Here is a 15,520-nt window from a genome sequence, read left to right as displayed (position 1 = left end):
ATCATGCGGGTGATCAGGGGGCTCGCGGCGCTGGTGGCGCTGGTCGTCGCGCTGGGCGCCGTGCCGGTCTTCGTGGTGACTGCGGTCGGCAACCCGTTGCCGGCTCGACTGAGCTGGGAGCGGGTCGTCGCCGGCCTCACCCGTCCCGACGACGGCTCGATCCTGGTGGGTCTGATCGCCGTCGTCGCGTGGATCGCGTGGGCGGTCTTCGCCGTCTCGGTGCTGACGGAGCTCGTGGCCCTGCTGTCCCGGCAGCGGATCCGGCTCCGGCTGCCCGGCCTGGGCCCGTCGCAGCGCCTCGCTTCCGGTCTGCTGGTGGCGGTGGTGTCACTCGTCGTCGTCACGCCGCAGCTGTCGCAAGCGACCCCTGCCGGTGCGACCCCCGTCCCCGCCGCCCCGGCGACCGTCCACGACGACGTGGCTGCCCCCCTCGTGGTCGAGCCGGCAGTCGGCCCTGTGCTGATGCACGACGGGGACGACGACACGGCCGAGCCTCCGTCGGCGTCCCCGCCGCCGTCGGGGGTCCGCCACGTCGTGCAGCGTGGCGACGATCTGTGGTCACTGGCGGAGCGCTACTACGGTCAGGGCCGGGACTGGCGGAAGATCGCTGCCGCCAACCCCGATCGCCTGACCGGCGGCCCGGACCGGCTGGCGCCGGGCTGGCGACTGGTCATCCCTGACGTCGATCGCTCACCGACGGAAGGGACGGTCGTGGTCGCGCGCGGGGAGACGCTGTCGTCCATCGCCGAACGGCTGTGGTCCGACCCTGAGCGGTGGCCTGAGCTGTACGAGGCGAACAGGTTCCAGCTCGCCGACCCCGACGACCTGGCGGTGGGTCTGCGTCTCACCCTGCCGAAGGGCCAGCCCGATGGTCGCGAGCTGGCTGAGTCCGGTCCGACGTCGCGGACGGGCACTCGAGCGCCGGCGGACGGCGGTTCCGAGGCCGGCTCGGCCACCGACGAGGCCGACGCCGAGCCCTCGACCGGCCGGGAACCCGACGCCCTGCCCCGACCGCACCAGCCCACCACTCAGGCTGAGCCCGGCCCCACCACTCAGGCCGAGCCCGCCTCCACCACCGGGGCGGCGCGGCCGGCCCCTCCCCCGGCCGCGGCTCCGTCGGCCACCTCTTCAGACACCTCGGCGGACACGTCCGCAGACGCTCCGACGTCGGCACCGGTGACCGAGAGCTCCGCCTCCCTCGCCCCCCTGGTGGCAGGTCTGGCCGGGGTGGGCGGGTTGCTGGCCGCCGCTGTGGTCTCGGGGGTGGCGCTGCGACGGCGTGCGCAGCTGCAGGTCAGACCCGTCGGACGACGGATCTGGGCACCGTCGCCGGCGGCCCAGATGGCTGAGGCCCACCTGGGCCGTCGTCAGCAGCCGATGGGTCTGCGCACCCTCGACCTGGCGACCCGGGCGATCGCCGCCCACTGTCACCGCACGGGAGACGAGCTTCCGGCCCTGGTCACGGCGGCCGTCCACCCTGACCGGCTCGAGCTCGTCCTGGCGGAGCCGTGCGACAGCGCGCCGAACGGGTTCCGCGTCGACGGCCGTCGTTGGACGCTGGCCGAGGTCGACGTCGATCGACTGCGCGCCATCCCGGGTCTGTCGGACGCCGTCCGGCCCTACCCGGCGCTGGTGACCCTCGGGGTGGGGGCGGACGGCGAGCAGGTGGTCGCCGACCTCGAGCAGCTGAGACTCACCTCGGTGGACGCGGTGGAGGGCGACCTCGCTGGCGCGCTGCTCGCCGCCATCGCCGTCGAGCTGTCGTGTTCTCCGTGGGCCGAAGAGCTCGAGCTGGTCGTGATCGGGACCTGCGAGCAGCTGCCCGCCGCCCTCGGCCGGCACACGGTGACCCGGGCAGACGAGCTGACCCCGGTGCTGGATCGTCTGGCCCGCCGGGCCCGCCTGCAGCGCAGTCAGTTCACCGGCTCGTCGGTCGCCGCCCACCGGGTCGATCCGGATCTGGCCGACCCCTGGGTGCCGACGATCGTGGTGATCAGCCGTCGGCTGTCCGCTGAGGAGCAGCTGTTGCTCCGAGAGGTGGTGCTCGCCGAACCGCCGGTGAGCATCGCGGCCGTGGCTGCGAACCTGACCGAGGCGCCCATGAGGATCGCGGTCTCCGGATCTGCGGATGCGGTCGTCGCGCGGGTCGAGCCAAGCGGCCAGGTCATCACTCCGCAGCTGCTCGGGGGTCCGGCGGCCGACGCGATCATCGAGCTGGTCGAAGCCACCGGCAGGACTGACACGACCCCTGCCCCGTGGTGGTTCGACGGTGCGTGGGCTGCGGAGCCGGATCCGCCCGACAACGTGACCTACCTCGGCCGACGGTTCGGGGGATGGGCGGGCAGCCGACACGAGGACACCGACGACGAGCAGGGAGGAGGGGCGATGGACCAGCAGCAGAGCACGCCGACGTCGGTCGGTCACCACCCCCTGCTCCAGCTGCTCGGTCCCGTCGAGCTCGACGGCGCGGCGGGCGCTGTGCCGTCGCGGGCCGCGAAGCAGTGCCTGGAGTACTGCGCCTGGCTGCTGGAGCACCCGGGCACCACCGCGCAGGCGATGGGTGCCGCGTTGGCGGTGGCGGAGGGCACTCGGCGCTCCAACATGAGCCGGTTGCGGAGCTGGCTCGGAGCCGACGACCTGGACCAGCCCTACCTGCCCGACGCCTACAGCGGTCGGATCATGCTGCACGCCTCGGTGAGCTCGGACTGGCAGCGGCTGCAGATCCTCACCGGACGGGGAGTCAACCAGACGAGCTCCAGCGGTCTCGAAACGGCCCTGCAGCTCGTCCGCGGGGCTCCGTTGGCGGATGCGGCGCCGGGCCAGTGGCACTGGGCCGAGGGGCTGCGCACCGACATGATCTCGGTGATCCGCGACATCGGGGTGGAGCTGGCCCAGCGCGCTCTGGACGACTCCGACATCGAGCTGGCCCGGTGGGCCGCAGCCCGTGCCCTGGCAGCGGCCCCGGGGGACGAGCTGTTGCTCGTGGCCCGGATCAGGACCGAGCACCGTGCGGGCAACCACCCGGAGGTGGAGCGCCTGACGCTGCAGCTCGCGGCCCACGCCCGCACGCTGGAGGTCGATCTGCGACCGGAGACCGTCGACGTGCTCCAGCAGATGATGGAAGGGCGGGTGCGGGCCCGGTTGGCGTGACCTGTGGGACCGACGGCGTGATCTGTGGGACCGACGGCGTGATCCATGGCGCTGACGGCGTGATCCATGGGACTGAGGGACCTGGCTTCGGTTGCCACACGGCTCGCGCCAGGTCGTCGAGCCTGGCGACCTCTCGCCGACCGACCTCTCGCTGACCGTCGCCTCGCCGGCCTGGGGTCAGCCGTCCCGAGCGTCCCGCACCGAGGCCGAGACCAGTTCCTCCAGCACCGCGAGGTCCACGTCGTCGACCCGCTTCAGGTTGAGGCAGGACCGGCCTACGGTGTGCGGACCGAGCCGGCCCAGCAGATCGGCACGTTGTTCGAACCCGTCGATCAGGTAGACCACCGTGGCCGCCGTGCGGGGGCTGAAGCCGACCTCCATCCAGGGGTAGGACGCCCCGCTGGCCGGGGTCAGGGTCCGCTCCCCGAAGCCGACGATGCTGGTGCCCCAGAGCACGGCGGGAGCGCCGGTCACCCGGGTCATCAGGTCACGGACGGTCTGGGCGTCGCGTCGACGCGGAGCGGGGAGGGAAGCCAGGAAGTCGTCCACGCTGGCGTCGGTGGGGACGGTCTTCGGCATCGGCGCTCCTGACTCGTCGGCGCGAGCACGTCAGCCCGGTCGACTGCGGGGTGAGCTCGGCGGTCTCGTCCCCACCGTAGCGCCGCCGTGCCGGCCCTGCTCGGCCCCCGATTGCCTATCCTGACCCCGTGTCCGCCCCCGCCACCCAGCCGCCGAGCCACGGTGTCGCCGTGCCGGCCGCCATCGGCGTGGTGGTGGCCGCGGTCGTCGCCGTGATGGTGGTCGTCGGGCTGGTCGTCTCGCTCACCGAGGACCGGTTGCCGACCGGACCGGCCCTGCCGCCGCCACCGGCGCCGGTCGCCGAGGTCACCTTCCGGTCCTCGACCCTCCAAGCGGACTACGCCGGGATCTCGGCCCGGCTGCCGACCTTGCCGTACGTGTGCCCCAGCAGCCCGGAGACGGTGTCCCCGCTGCTGACCAGCGGCGTCGTCTGCAGCGCTCCGGTCCACCCCGACTACGAGGGGACGGCGGACTGGACGGCCACCGCCGGTTTCGGTGCCGTGGCCGACGACCTGGCCGGCGCCACCGCCGAAGCCACGGCGAAGAGCTTCTTCGACACGTTCCGTGGTGCGGGTTTCGGCAGCCGGAAGACCACCCTGACCGACCAGCGGACCGAGCAGACCGACGTCGACGGTCGCCAGGTCGCCCTCATCAGCGGCAACGTCGGCTACCAGGTGGCGGGGGTCCCGAGCACGTACGACAGGGTCCTGGTGGTGGCCCTGCCCTTGGACGACGGCGGCTACGCCATCTACTTCTCCAGCCGTCCGAACGACACCCCGAAGCCGACCCTGGACGTCCTCAACCAGTCCATCAACAGCCTCTACTACGGCTAGGCCCGCCGCGGCTACCGGTGGCGGCGCTCGTAGGCGTACAGGATCGAGCCCAGCACGACCAGGGTGAGCAGGAACGCGCCGATCCCCGGCAGCAGCTGGTCTGTCCGCCAGATCGTGATCGCTCCCACGGTCGCGCAGACCAGCGACAGCGTCCACAGCCGGGCCTGCTTGGCCAGGTCGCGACGGATCCCTTCGGCGGAGGAGTCGCGGCGGTTCGGGGGGGCGGGCATGGCTCCAGTCTCCCGGCGATTGACAAACAACGTCACCTTCCGATTACATCGCCGTGTGACGATGAATGACGGAAGCGGGGTGCTCCCGGTCGAGGACGCGGTCGAAGCCGACGTCGGACCGGCGGTCGCGCTGTTCCGCAGCCTGGCCGACCCGGCCCGGCTGGCGATCCTGCAGCACCTGACCCTCGGTGAGCACCGGGTCGTCGATCTGACCGCGCACCTGGGGCTGGCCCAGAGCACGACCTCGGCCCACCTCGCCTGCCTGCGGGACTGCGGGTTGGTGTCGGTGCGCACGGTCGGGCGCTCGTCGGTCTACTCCCTCGCGGTCGAGACCGAGCTGATGGGGGTGCTCGGCGCTGCGGAGCAGCTGCTGGCGGCCACCGGCGACGCGGTCGCGCTCTGTCGCACCAACCTGACCGACCCCACCGACCCCACCACCACCAACCCCACCACCACCAACCACCTGAACCGAACCGGCACCATCAACCCGACCGGCCCGACCTCGGTCGCCGGAGCCCGCGACCTGAGCGGCGTGGTCCGCTCGTGAGTGGTCACAGTCACGACCACGGGGTGGGCACGGCGGCCGGCAAGCACCGTCGGCGGCTGGTGCTGGTCCTCGGCATCAACGCCGGCGTCCTCGTCCTCCAGCTGATCGGTGGGCTGGTCTCGGGTTCGCTGGCGCTGCTCGCCGACGCGGGCCACATGCTCACCGACTCGACCGGTCTCATCATCGCCCTGGTGGCCGTCTCCCTGGCCGCCCGCCCGGCCACCTCCAGCCGCACCTTCGGTCTGCAGCGGGTCGAGATCCTGGCCGCCCTGACCAACGGTCTGCTCCTGGTCGGCGTGGCCGTCTGGGTGCTCATCCAGGCCGTCGACCGGTGGAGTCAGCCTGAGCAGGTCGACTCCGGGCTGATGCTCGTGATCGCCCTGGTCGGCGCCGCGGCCAACACCGTCGGACTTCTCGTCCTGCGCGGCGGCAAGGACGAGAGCCTGAACCTGCGGGGCGCCTACCTGGAGGTGCTGGGCGATCTGATGGGCTCGGCCGCTGTCGTCATCGCCGCGGTGATCATCCTGCTGACCGGCTGGACCCGCGCGGACTCCATCGCCTCGCTGGCCATCGTGGTGCTGATCCTGCCGCGCGCCTGGTCCCTGCTCCGTGACGTCGTCGACGTGCTGCTGGAGGCCACCCCCAAGGGGGTGGATCTCGCGACCGTACGCGAGCACATCCGCGAGGTGCCCGGGGTGGTCGACGTGCACGACCTGCACGCCTGGACCATCACCAGCGGGGTGCCGGTGCTGTCGGCGCACGTGGTGGTCGACGACGCCTGCATCGCCGACGGTCGTGCGGGCGAGGTGCTGGACCGGCTGGGGGAGTGCCTCGGCGACCACTTCGACGTGGGGCACTGCACCTTCCAGCTCGAGCCGGTGGGCCACGCCGAGCACGAGGGCGCGCACCACGCCTGACCCGTCGGGTCAGTCCTCCGTACGCTGACCGGTCAGCTGCTCCGACAGCGACCACAACCGGGTGGCCAGGGCGGCGTCGGCAGCTGCGCGGCTGCGGCCCAGCAGGGTGGGGACCCCGCGGTTCGCGCCCAGACCGTCCGGCCCGACGTAGCTGCCGCCGGGCAGGTCGCCGACCACAGCGGTCAGGCTGGAACGGGCCCCGTCCTCGGCGGTCTGACCGAACACCGAGCCCAGCCCCTGGGAGAGCCGCGCCGCCACCGAACCGTGCTGGCCCAGACCGAGGTCGGACCGGACCCAGCCCGGGTGCACGGCCAGGGCCCGCCGGCCGCTCGACCGCAGCCGCCGGTCCAGCTCGAGGGTGAACAGCAGGTTGGCCAGCTTGCTCTGGCCGTACGCCCCGAAGGCGCGGTAGCGCCGCCGTTCCCACTGGGGATCGGTCAGATCGAGGTGGCCGAACCGGTGCGCGTCGGAGGACACAGTCACCACCCGATCGGTGACCTGCGGCAGCAGCAGGGTGGTGAGCAGGAAGTGGCCGAGGTGGTTGGTGCCGAGCTGCAGCTCGAAGCCGTCGGCGGTCTGCGCCCGCGTCGTCGCCATCACCCCGGCGTTGTTGAGCAGCACGTCGACCGGCTCGGTCCAGGCGGCGGCGAACGCGCGGACCGACGACAGATCGGCCAGGTCCAGCACCCGGACCTCGACCGCCGCACCGGTCCGGCCGGCCCGCAGCTCGGTCGCGACCGCGTCGCCCTTGGCCTGGTTGCGCACGGCCAGCACCACGCGGGCGCCGGCCCCGACCAGAGCGTCGGCGGTGGCCCGACCGACGCCGCTGGTGGCGCCGGTCACGATCACCGTCCGGCCGGTCAGGTCGGGCAGGAAGGTACGGCGGGCGGAGGTCACGACGATCGACGCTAGCGCGCTAGCCGAAGACCCCGTCCGCGGCCAGCCAGGTGCTCGGATCGGTCAGGTCCTCGGCGAAGGTGAACGACTCGGCGATCGCTCGGATGGCCGGCAGCTCGCTCCGCCGGTTCGGGTAGGGGCCCGTGTCGCTGGCAGTGACCCCCGCGTAGACCCAGCGGCCCTGTTCCTGCACCCAGACCGCGGGACTGGTCGACGTGTCGTCGACCCGGGCCGGGCGCCCGGCGAGCGTGGTCGGCTCGCCCGGCGGGTCCGACGACAGCTCCGGTGCCCCGTACGCGAGGTCGAGCTCGGCCTCCGGCGACCAGGGCCGACGGCCCAGTCGGCCCACGTAGACGCGTCCACTCGGCCGGTCGAGATCGACCACGATCTCGGCCGGCGCGTAGCCGTCGGGCAGCCCGACGTCGAACGGGATCATGATCGGGGTGGGCTCGAGGTCGACCGCGGCCGCGACCCGCTCGATCGAGGTCCGGGAGTCGAGCCCCGCGCAGGACACCTCGACCCAGGAGTCGTCCTCCAGCCGCCACATCAGGTAATCGGCCTCGGCACCGGCTCCGCTGCGGACCGCCGGACGGCCTTCGTAGGTGGTGGCAACCCGTTCGCCGACCTTGTTGTCCGGGCCACCCTGACCCGGGACGGACAGCGCCACGAAGCAGTCCTCGGAGACGTTCGTCGCCGCGTCGGTGAGCCGCACGGTGGTGCTCTCCCCGCCGTGGTCGATCTGCTGACCGACGACGCTGAGGCCCCTCGTGTCCAGCAGCCGGTGGCGCAGCTCCCAGTGGGTGCGGGCGTCCGGTCCGGTGTGGGGGATCTCCGTCGGCGGGGGCGGTGCGGGGGTGCACCCGGCCACGACCAGCGACGCCGCGGCGATCGCGGCCACCAGCAGCACCGAGGCCCTCATCCGACCGAGCGTACGGTCACGGGCGGCGGCGGACCGGTTCCGCCGCGTACGTCTGGGGTGATGGCCGGCCCGAGCGGCACCCCGATGACGGTGGACACCGGGCCACCCCGGCACAGGTGCGAGAGGATCGACCGATGAAGATCACCGACGCCCGGGTGGTGGTCACCTCACCCGGCCGCAACTACGTCACGTTGATCATCGAGACCGAGGACGGCGTCAGCGGACTCGGCGACGCCACGCTCAACGGCCGTGAGCTGGCCGTCACCTCGTATCTGCGGGACCACGTCTGCCCGCTGTTGATCGGCCGCGACGCCCGCCGGATCACCGACACCTGGTCCTACCTCTACAAGGGCGCCTACTGGCGTCGGGGACCGGTCACCATGACCGCGATCGCCGCGGTCGACGTGGCCCTGTGGGACATCAAGGGCAAGGCGGCCGGGCTGCCGGTCTACCAGCTGCTCGGTGGCGCCGCCCGCGACGGCGCGATGGTCTACTGCCACGCCAGCGGTTCCACGTTGGACGAGCTGAGCCGCGACGTCCAGGACCACCTCGACCAGGGCTACCTCGCGATCCGGGCCCAGGCCGCCATCCCGGGACTGGTGAAGACGTACGGGATCGCCAAGGCCTCCGACAAGGCCGACGGGCGGATCTACGAGCCGGCCAGCGGCGCCCTGCCCCAGGAGGACACCTGGGAGACCGGGGCCTATCTCGACTTCGCGCCGCAGATGATGGCCCACCTGCGCCACGAGTTCGGCTACGGGCTGCACCTGCTGCACGACGTGCACCACCGACTGACCCCGATCGAGGCCGGGCGGCTGGGGGCGGCGCTGGAGCCGTACCGGCTGTTCTGGCTGGAGGACCCGACCCCCGCCGAGGACCAGAGCGCGTACCGGCTGATCCGTCAGCACACCACCACCCCGATCGCCGTCGGCGAGGTGTTCAACAGCATCTGGGACTGCCAGCAGCTGATCACCGAGCGGCTGATCGACTACATCCGCACCTCGGTGGCCCACGCCGGCGGGATCACCCACCTGCAGAAGATCTTCGCCCTCGCCGACCTGTACGGGGTCCGCTCCGGCTCGCACGGCCCCGGCGACCTGTCCCCGGTCGCGATGGCCGCCGCGCTGCACGTGGACCTGACCATCCCGAACTTCGGCCTCCAGGAGTACATGGGTCACCGGCCGGAAGCGGCGGAGGTGTTCGGCACCGCGTACACCTTCGCCGACGGCTACATGCACCCCGGCGACCAGCCGGGCCTCGGGGTCACGTTCGACGAGCAGGCCGCGGCCCGCTATCCGTACGAACCGAGGTACCTGCCGGTCAACCGCCGGCTCGACGGCTCCGTCCACGACTGGTGAGCACCCCCGCGTACGACGTGATCTGCCTCGGCGAGGTCCTGGTCGAGGTCGCCACCACCGCGCCCTTCGGCCACGACGTCCCCGCTGTGCTGGGGATCTCGGGCGACACCCTGAACGTCGCGGCGGCGGCGGCCGCGGCCGGCGCCCGGGTGGGGCTCGTCGCGGTGCTCACCGACGACGACCTCGGCCGGGCCATCGCCGCCCGGGTCGCGGAGCTGGGCATCGGCACCGACCTGCTCCGGTTCGCAGCCGGTCAGCAGGGCGTGTACCTCGTGCACAGCGACCCGGCGGGCGAGCGGGAGTTCAGCTACGCCCGGTCCGGCAGCGTCGGCTCATCGCTGTCCCCGGAGCACCTGCCGGCCGAGGCGCTGGCGCGCGCCGGTGCGGTCGTGGCCAGTGGCATCGCGGGCGCCATCTCGGTCTCGGCGCGCGCGGCGGTCCGGCACGCCGCCGACGGCGCGCAGCGTTTCGTCTACGACCCCAACCACCGGCCGCGGCTGAGCGATGCCGATGCCGCGGCGGACCTGCTGCGGGAGCTGGCCCCGCAATCCTGGCTGATCACCCCGTCCCACCCCGGCGAGACCGCCGCTCTGCTCGGCGCGACGTCGCCGGACGACGCCGCCCAGCAGCTGCGGGCACGCGGCACGGTGATGGTCGCGGTGACCTGTGGCGCGTCCGGGGTGCAGGTGGTCGACGCTGACCGCTCGACCTGGATCCCGGCGGTGCCGGCCCCTGCCGTGGTCGACCAGACCGGGGCCGGAGACGCGTACGTCGGCACCCTGACCGCCCGGCTCGTCCTCGGCGACGACCTGGTGGGCGCCGCGCGTCTGGCGGCGGCGGCGTCGTCGCTGGTGGTCGGGGGCCGGGGCGGCACCGGGCTCGTGCCCACCCTCGACCGGACCCGGGCGCACCTGCGGGCCCACGGAACCACCGCACAGGAGATCTCCGGATGACCCTCACCACCAGCCCGCTCGACGTCTCCGCGGTGATCCCGGTGGTGGTGATCGACGATCCCGCCCATGCCGTGCCGCTGGCCCGCGCCCTGGTGGCGGGTGGTGTGTCGATCATCGAGGTCACCCTCCGCACCCCGCGGGCGCTGGACGCGGTGGCCGCGATCGCGGCGGAGGTGCCCGAGATCGCCCTGGGAGTCGGCTCGCTCCTCACCGCCTCCGACGTCGACCAGGCACTGACCGCAGGTGCGGAGTTCCTGGTCAGTCCCGGCGCGAGTCCGGCGCTGCTGGAGAGCCTGGTGGCGGCCGCGGTGCCGGTGCTGCCGGGGGTCGCGACGGTCAGTGAGGTGCTCACCGCGCTGGACCGCGGGCTGACCGAGCTCAAGTTCTTCCCGGCGGGTCCCGCGGGCGGACCGGCCTATCTGGCCGCGGTCGGCGGCCCGGTGCCCCAGGTGCGGTTCTGCCCGACCGGTGGGGTGACCCCGGACAACCTGCGCGACTACCTGGCTGTGCCGGGGGTGGCCGCGGTCGGTGGCACCTGGCTCGCCCCCCGGGCCTCCATCGCGGCCGAGGACTGGGCCGGGATCGCCGCGCAGGCGGCGGCGGTCCGCGGTCTGATCTCAGGGGTCGGCTGAGCGCACGCCGTCGACCCACAGGGGCTGTCCAGACGCCAGCCTCGAGGGTTGCCGCTGACGGGGCGGACCGTCAGAATCTCGCTCTGACGGCGGGCCGGCGCGACGGAAGAGGTGACGTGACAGAACCGGTGCTGATCATGGTCTGCGGGCTGCCCGGGGCGGGCAAGACGACGATGGCCCGCAGCCTGGCCGCCGAGCGCACGGCGATCCGGCTGTGCCCCGACGACTGGCTCGAGGCCCTCGAGGTCAGCCTCTGGGACGGGGTCCAGCGGGACCGGGTGGAGCGGCTGCAGTGGGAGCTGGCCTGCGAGCTGCTGCGCGCCGGCAACGTGGTGGTCATCGAGTGGGGGACCTGGGGGCGCGCGGAACGCGACCGGCTCCGGATCGAGGCCCGTACGCTGGGAGCCCAGGTCGAGCTGGTCTTCCTGGATCCCCCGACGGAGGAGCTGTGGCGCCGCCTCCAGGAGCGGGGACAGCTCGACCCGCCGATCTCGCGGAGCGACCTCGACGGCTGGGACCGGGTCTACGAGCGGCCCGACGAGGACGAGCTGGACGCCTACGACGCTTCCCTGGTGACGACCGACTGATCCTCGTCGACCGGGCGCACGGGCGTCGTCTGGCAGGATCGAGGACGCAGTCAGCCCCGGAAGGCACGATGGCCCAGCAGCAGAACAAGCAGAACCGGCCCAAGCAGCCGCAGGACCCGTACGCCCAGAAGGCCAAGGAGCTCGCCTCGGCGGTGCAGCGGCTGCGGGGGTGGGTGGGCTCGGACCCGAGCCGTACGCCGGAGCTCGCGGACGCCCTCGTCGCGCTGACCGAGCACCGGCTGCTCGGCCACGCCTACACCGTGGCGGCACCCGAGGCGCAGGAGGCCGTCAAGCTGGCCGCGCAGCAGCTGACCGCCAACGGACCGATCGGACCGTACACGTCGGTGGCCGACGCGTCCCGCTACGTCACCGCCGTCGTGCACCTGGGCGTCATCCAGGCCGCGGCCGGTCTGCCCGAGGCGGCGGCGGAGACCATCCGCTCCTTCGCGGACCTCCGCGAGCAGCTGGGATCGCTGCCGCTGGCCGAGGCGCTCGCGCCGGCCACGGTCGTCTGGGCCCTGGCCTGCACGGCGCGCGGGGCCCTGGCCGGAGGTGACGTGGCCCTGGCGAACGCGTACGCCGACGCGGCGCGTCAACGCGTCGCCGAGTCCGGGCTGCGGTCCGACCCCGACTCCGCGTACGTGGTGGTGGACGCCGACCGGCTCGTGTCCGACGTCCGCTGGGCGGCCGGGCTGACCGAAGCCGCCCTGACGCACCTCCACGTCGCCCGGGAGACCTACGACAGCGTCGTGGACGGGCGCCTCGCCCAGCCGGGGCGGCTGAGCCCGGCCCTGTTGCAGCGGTTGTCCGAGCCGCTGTTCGTGCTCTACCGCGACCTGGCCGACCGGTTGCTCGCGGTCGGCGAGGTGGACCTCGGGCTGGTCACCCGGCGTCAGCTGATCGACCTGCTCGCCGGTATCGCCCCGAAGGACGAGACGGCTCGGGTCCAGCTGGCGGGCTCGCTCGCCGATCTCGTCCGCGACCTGCGCGCGGTCGACCGCACGGAGGAGGCGGAGGTGGTCGCCGAAGAGCTCTCGGCCCGTCCCGCGCCGGAGCGCAAGGCGGCCGCCGAGCTCTCCCCGGGACTGGCGCGTGGCACCTCGGCTGTGCGGTGGGAGCCGCTCGACCCGGACGCCGCGTACGCAGGCGCCACCGCGGGAGCATCGACGAGGTCCACTGCGGACGAGGAGGCCGCGCTGCAGCAGCACGCAGCCGATCGGCTGGCGGCGGAGCGACGCGAAGCGCACCGGTTGGAGCAGGAGCGGTTGGACGAGGCGCGTCGAGAGGCGGCGCGGCGGGAGACCGAGCGCGCCGAGGAAGAACGGCGGGCGACCGAGCGGGCCCAGGCCGAGCAGGCCGCAGCGGCCCGGCGCGAGCTGGAGCGGATCGAGGCGGCGCGGGTGGAGGCCGAGCGGCTGGCCGCCGAGGAGGAGGCGGAGCGGCTGGAGCGCAGACGTCGCCGCGAGGAACGGATGGAGGAGCACCGCCTGGAGGCCGAGCGGCTGGAGGCGGAGCGGATCGCCGCCGAGCGGGCGGCCCTCGAGCAGCGCGAAGCGGAACGTCGGGCTGCCGACCCGGCCGAGATCGAGCGGTTGGAGCTGGAACGTCTGCAGGCGGAGCTCGCCGAGCTGGAGCGGGCCGAAGCCGCGGAGCGCGCGGAGGCCGAGCGTGCGGCCGCACTGCTGGCTGAGCAGCAGCGGGCTGAGGGGGCCGACCGAGAGCGGGCCGAGGCGGAGCTGGCCGACGCTGAGCAGGCTGAGCAAGGGCGGGTCGAGGCGGAGTGGCTCGAAGGCGAACGCCGGGCTCGCGCGGAGGCCGAGCAGGCCGAGGCCGAGCGCACGCGAGCAGCCCAGGAGGACGCCGACCGGATCGACCGTGAACGCGAGGAGGCGGCGGCCCGAGCCGAGACGGAGTGGCTGGAGGGTGAGCGCCTGGCCCGGGAGCGTGCGGAGACCGACGCGACCCGCGAGACGGTCCGGCCGGACGAGACCGATGATCTCGAGCCGGAGGTGGCCGAGCCGGTTGTGGTGCAGCCGGCCGAAGCGCAGACCATCCAGCCGGCCGCGGTCGCCGACCAGCCGGTCGAACCCGCGCCGCAGGATCCGTCGCGGGTGGAGCCAGCGCCGCCTACGCCCGAGCCCGTGGCCGTGGAGCCGCTGCCGGTCGAGCCGGTCCATGAGGCGGAGCCGGTTCCTGAGCCGGTCCCCGCGGAGCCGGTCGAAGACGATCTCGCCAGCGCGTACCGGCGGTGGCAGGAAGCGAAGGGCCGCGGTGACCGCAAGGAGGCGCGGGCCCTCAACGAGCAGGTGGTCGAGCTGCTCCGGCCGCGGGCCGAGCAGGATCTGGCCGAGTACGGTCCACGCCTGCTCTATGCGCTCGAGGAGCTGTCCGGCGCCAGACTGCGTGGCGGCGACCTGTGGGGGTCACGGGCCCCGGCCAAGGAGGCCAAGACGCTGGCGAAGACCCTCGGACGCCGCTGAGTCCGCGTCTCGGATTCGTTCGTGACGGGAATCTTCGTCTCGCGGACCACACCTCGGCGCGTCGCGGTGGTGTGTCGCCGTTGAGGCGCGGGTCTCCGTCACATCGCCGAGATGCGTTCCTCGCTCAGTCCCCGGTGACCGCCGCGACCGGGAGGACGTCGGTCCGCGCGATCGCCTGATCGCGTAGTCCCGCCACGCTGCTGCGGCGCGGGTCCGCCTGGTAGGCGTCCACCGCCGCCTGATCGGGCATCTCGATCAGCTGCACCTCGTACGGCTGGTCGGTGGTGCCGCCGACCCGCCGCACCCGGGACAGCACCGTGCCGCCGTACTCGGGGATCAGGGCGAGCACCTCGTCCTCGTACGCGGCGAGCTGGTCCTCCTGTCCGTCGACCGGATACAGCAGGACGCACAGAGTGAGCGGCATCCGCCCAGGCTAGGCGTCGGTCAGCCGGGGTCGGTGGCTCGGCGGCGCGGTCCAGGACAGCAGGTAGCGGTAGTGCAGGCCATGGCGCCAGCGGGCGCCGGGGAGCGTCGCGCGGACCACCCGACGGAGGTCGGCGTACGTCTCCGTGGGCTCTGCCACCGGCACCCCGATGTCGTTCTGCTCGTGACGCCACCGGCCGATCAGGCGGTTGAGCGGGATCGACGCCGCCGAACGCACCCAGTCGGCTGCGCTGTGCTCCCGGGCCAACCCCACCACCACCAGCACCCCGCCGGGGGCGAGCACCGCCGTGGCCCGCTCCAGACCTGGCCGCAGGCCGAGGTGGTGCAGGCTCGCCACGAAGACCACGCCGTCGAACGGCGCGACCGGGAGGTAGTCCAGGAAGCCGCCTTGCACGACCTCGACCGTCGGCAGGTCCGCGACCCGTTCCCGGGCCCGGGCCGCCGTGTCGGGGTCGGGTTCGAGTCCGACCACCCGGTCGACCGTCGGCACGAGGCGCTCCAGCAGCAAGCCGTCCCCGCAGCCCACGTCGAGCACGTTCGACCGCCGGCCGAGCGTCCGGAGGATCCACTGGTGGTAGGCCGTGTTGTGGTTCCAGTAGCTGGGTGGGGAGGACACAGGCGATCCGATCCGGGAGGTGGCTGACGTCGGGAGTCCAGCCTGCCTTGGATCACTCGCTTATCGTGGAAGGTCAGCACCCACCCCTGCGGGTGCACGAGCAAGGAGTTCAGATGGGCATGTTGGGAAAGCTGGCCAAGGGCGCGATGGCGGCCAAGATCATCCAGATCGCCTCCCGCGAGCTGCAGAAGCCGGAGAACCAGGCCAAGATCCGCGACGGCCTGAGCAAGCTCAGCAAGAACGTCCGTCCCCGCTGATCACGACCGGGACTCGGCGACGGGTCCCGCCGCGTGAATCTCTCGACCTCAGGATGAACGACCGGTAACGGGTCGGTCGCGGCGGCTGCTCGGGCTGGATCCCCTCGTGCTCCCGGGTTAC

16 protein-coding genes are annotated in these 15,520 nt (G+C 73.2%); 10 read left to right on the top strand and 6 right to left on the bottom strand.

Translation table 11 applies throughout. From position 1 onward, the window contains the following. Positions 1-3 precede the first annotated feature (3 nt). Positions 4-3,150: a LysM peptidoglycan-binding domain-containing protein gene (locus tag ABD714_RS09735; RefSeq protein ID WP_344812121.1), complete on the top strand. Its 3,147-nt coding sequence runs from the start codon at positions 4-6 to the stop codon at positions 3,148-3,150. Between the two features lie 177 nt (positions 3,151-3,327). Here ABD714_RS09735 and ABD714_RS09730 read toward each other — a convergent pair whose 3' ends face one another. Further along, the gene (locus ABD714_RS09730) at positions 3,328-3,729 is read right to left on the bottom strand and encodes a DUF1801 domain-containing protein (RefSeq protein ID WP_344812120.1); all 402 of its coding nucleotides are present in this window, start codon (positions 3,727-3,729) and stop codon (positions 3,328-3,330) included. Positions 3,730-3,857: 128 nt separating this feature from the next. Between ABD714_RS09730 and ABD714_RS09725 the strand changes: the two genes are divergently transcribed. Beyond that, entirely contained in the window at positions 3,858-4,562 is a 705-nt protein-coding gene (locus ABD714_RS09725) for a hypothetical protein (RefSeq protein WP_344812119.1), read from the top strand. An 11-nt stretch (positions 4,563-4,573) separates the two neighbouring features. Here ABD714_RS09725 and ABD714_RS09720 read toward each other — a convergent pair whose 3' ends face one another. Continuing rightward, on the bottom strand, positions 4,574-4,792 hold the full coding sequence (locus tag ABD714_RS09720; protein ID WP_344812118.1) for a hypothetical protein: 219 nt from the start codon (positions 4,790-4,792) through the stop codon (positions 4,574-4,576). A gap of 61 nt (positions 4,793-4,853) precedes the next feature. Here ABD714_RS09720 and ABD714_RS09715 point away from each other — a divergent pair, with 61 nt between their 5' ends. Both ABD714_RS09715 and ABD714_RS09710 read left to right on the top strand, forming a co-directional pair. Then, entirely contained in the window at positions 4,854-5,339 is a 486-nt protein-coding gene (locus ABD714_RS09715) for an ArsR/SmtB family transcription factor (protein ID WP_344812117.1), read from the top strand. Further along, positions 5,336-6,256, top strand: a complete 921-nt coding sequence (locus ABD714_RS09710) for a cation diffusion facilitator family transporter (protein ID WP_344812116.1) — start codon at positions 5,336-5,338, stop codon at positions 6,254-6,256. The genes ABD714_RS09715 and ABD714_RS09710 overlap by 4 nt, the downstream gene beginning before the upstream one ends. 9 nt (positions 6,257-6,265) lie before the next feature. On the opposite strand, the gene ABD714_RS09705 is transcribed toward ABD714_RS09710, so the two are convergent. Further along, the gene (locus ABD714_RS09705) at positions 6,266-7,153 is read right to left on the bottom strand and encodes an oxidoreductase (RefSeq protein ID WP_344812115.1); all 888 of its coding nucleotides are present in this window, start codon (positions 7,151-7,153) and stop codon (positions 6,266-6,268) included. 19 nt (positions 7,154-7,172) lie between these two features. Continuing rightward, entirely contained in the window at positions 7,173-8,072 is a 900-nt protein-coding gene (locus ABD714_RS09700; RefSeq protein ID WP_344812114.1) for a hypothetical protein, read from the bottom strand. A 134-nt stretch (positions 8,073-8,206) separates the two neighbouring features. On the opposite strand from ABD714_RS09700, the gene manD reads away from it, so the two are divergent. The 5 genes from manD to ABD714_RS09675 all read left to right on the top strand — a co-directional run bounded on the left by manD (position 8,207) and on the right by ABD714_RS09675 (position 14,082). Continuing rightward, entirely contained in the window at positions 8,207-9,430 is a 1,224-nt protein-coding gene (manD, locus tag ABD714_RS09695; RefSeq protein ID WP_344812113.1) for a D-mannonate dehydratase ManD, read from the top strand. Then, entirely contained in the window at positions 9,427-10,383 is a 957-nt protein-coding gene (locus tag ABD714_RS09690) for a PfkB family carbohydrate kinase (RefSeq protein ID WP_344812112.1), read from the top strand. Before manD ends, ABD714_RS09690 begins: the two co-directional genes overlap by 4 nt. Continuing rightward, positions 10,380-11,015, top strand: coding sequence for a bifunctional 4-hydroxy-2-oxoglutarate aldolase/2-dehydro-3-deoxy-phosphogluconate aldolase (gene eda / locus ABD714_RS09685; protein ID WP_344812111.1), 636 nt, complete (start codon positions 10,380-10,382; stop codon positions 11,013-11,015). Before ABD714_RS09690 ends, eda begins: the two co-directional genes overlap by 4 nt. Positions 11,016-11,131: 116 nt before the next feature. Further along, complete coding sequence (locus tag ABD714_RS09680; protein ID WP_344812110.1) at positions 11,132-11,602, top strand: P-loop nucleotide/nucleoside kinase family protein; 471 nt, start codon at positions 11,132-11,134, stop codon at positions 11,600-11,602. 68 nt (positions 11,603-11,670) lie between these two features. Beyond that, entirely contained in the window at positions 11,671-14,082 is a 2,412-nt protein-coding gene (locus ABD714_RS09675; RefSeq protein ID WP_344812109.1) for a hypothetical protein, read from the top strand. 124 nt (positions 14,083-14,206) lie between these two features. On the opposite strand, the gene ABD714_RS09670 is transcribed toward ABD714_RS09675, so the two are convergent. Beyond that, complete coding sequence (locus tag ABD714_RS09670) at positions 14,207-14,506, bottom strand: SH3 domain-containing protein (RefSeq protein WP_344812108.1); 300 nt, start codon at positions 14,504-14,506, stop codon at positions 14,207-14,209. Positions 14,507-14,515: 9 nt separating this feature from the next. Next, entirely contained in the window at positions 14,516-15,142 is a 627-nt protein-coding gene (locus ABD714_RS09665) for a class I SAM-dependent methyltransferase (protein ID WP_344812107.1), read from the bottom strand. A 113-nt stretch (positions 15,143-15,255) separates the two neighbouring features. Here ABD714_RS09665 and ABD714_RS09660 point away from each other — a divergent pair, with 113 nt between their 5' ends. Beyond that, complete coding sequence (locus ABD714_RS09660) at positions 15,256-15,399, top strand: hypothetical protein (protein ID WP_344812106.1); 144 nt, start codon at positions 15,256-15,258, stop codon at positions 15,397-15,399. Positions 15,400-15,520 lie beyond the last annotated feature (121 nt).

Origin of the sequence: Microlunatus aurantiacus, assembly GCF_039536605.1 — a bacterium.
In the GTDB taxonomy this organism is placed as follows: Bacteria; Actinomycetota; Actinomycetes; order Propionibacteriales; family Propionibacteriaceae; genus Microlunatus; species Microlunatus aurantiacus.
Note: the sequence above shows the minus strand (reverse complement) of the source record. Positions and strands in the feature narration are given on the sequence as shown.

Excerpts from the sequence above, each read along its gene's own strand:
- ABD714_RS09675 (WP_344812109.1), top strand. The coding sequence starts at position 11,671 with ATGGCCCAGCAGCAGAACAAGCAGAACCGGCCCAAGCAGCCGCAGGAC.
- eda (WP_344812111.1), top strand. The coding sequence starts at position 10,380 with ATGACCCTCACCACCAGCCCGCTCGACGTCTCCGCGGTGATCCCGGTG.
- ABD714_RS09720 (WP_344812118.1), bottom strand. The coding sequence starts at position 4,792 with ATGCCCGCCCCCCCGAACCGCCGCGACTCCTCCGCCGAAGGGATCCGT.
- manD (WP_344812113.1), top strand. The coding sequence starts at position 8,207 with ATGAAGATCACCGACGCCCGGGTGGTGGTCACCTCACCCGGCCGCAAC.
- ABD714_RS09700 (WP_344812114.1), bottom strand. The coding sequence starts at position 8,072 with ATGAGGGCCTCGGTGCTGCTGGTGGCCGCGATCGCCGCGGCGTCGCTG.
- ABD714_RS09735 (WP_344812121.1), top strand. The coding sequence starts at position 4 with ATGCGGGTGATCAGGGGGCTCGCGGCGCTGGTGGCGCTGGTCGTCGCG.
- ABD714_RS09660 (WP_344812106.1), top strand. The coding sequence starts at position 15,256 with ATGGGCATGTTGGGAAAGCTGGCCAAGGGCGCGATGGCGGCCAAGATC.
- ABD714_RS09670 (WP_344812108.1), bottom strand. The coding sequence starts at position 14,506 with ATGCCGCTCACTCTGTGCGTCCTGCTGTATCCGGTCGACGGACAGGAG.
- ABD714_RS09715 (WP_344812117.1), top strand. The coding sequence starts at position 4,854 with ATGAATGACGGAAGCGGGGTGCTCCCGGTCGAGGACGCGGTCGAAGCC.
- ABD714_RS09730 (WP_344812120.1), bottom strand. The coding sequence starts at position 3,729 with ATGCCGAAGACCGTCCCCACCGACGCCAGCGTGGACGACTTCCTGGCT.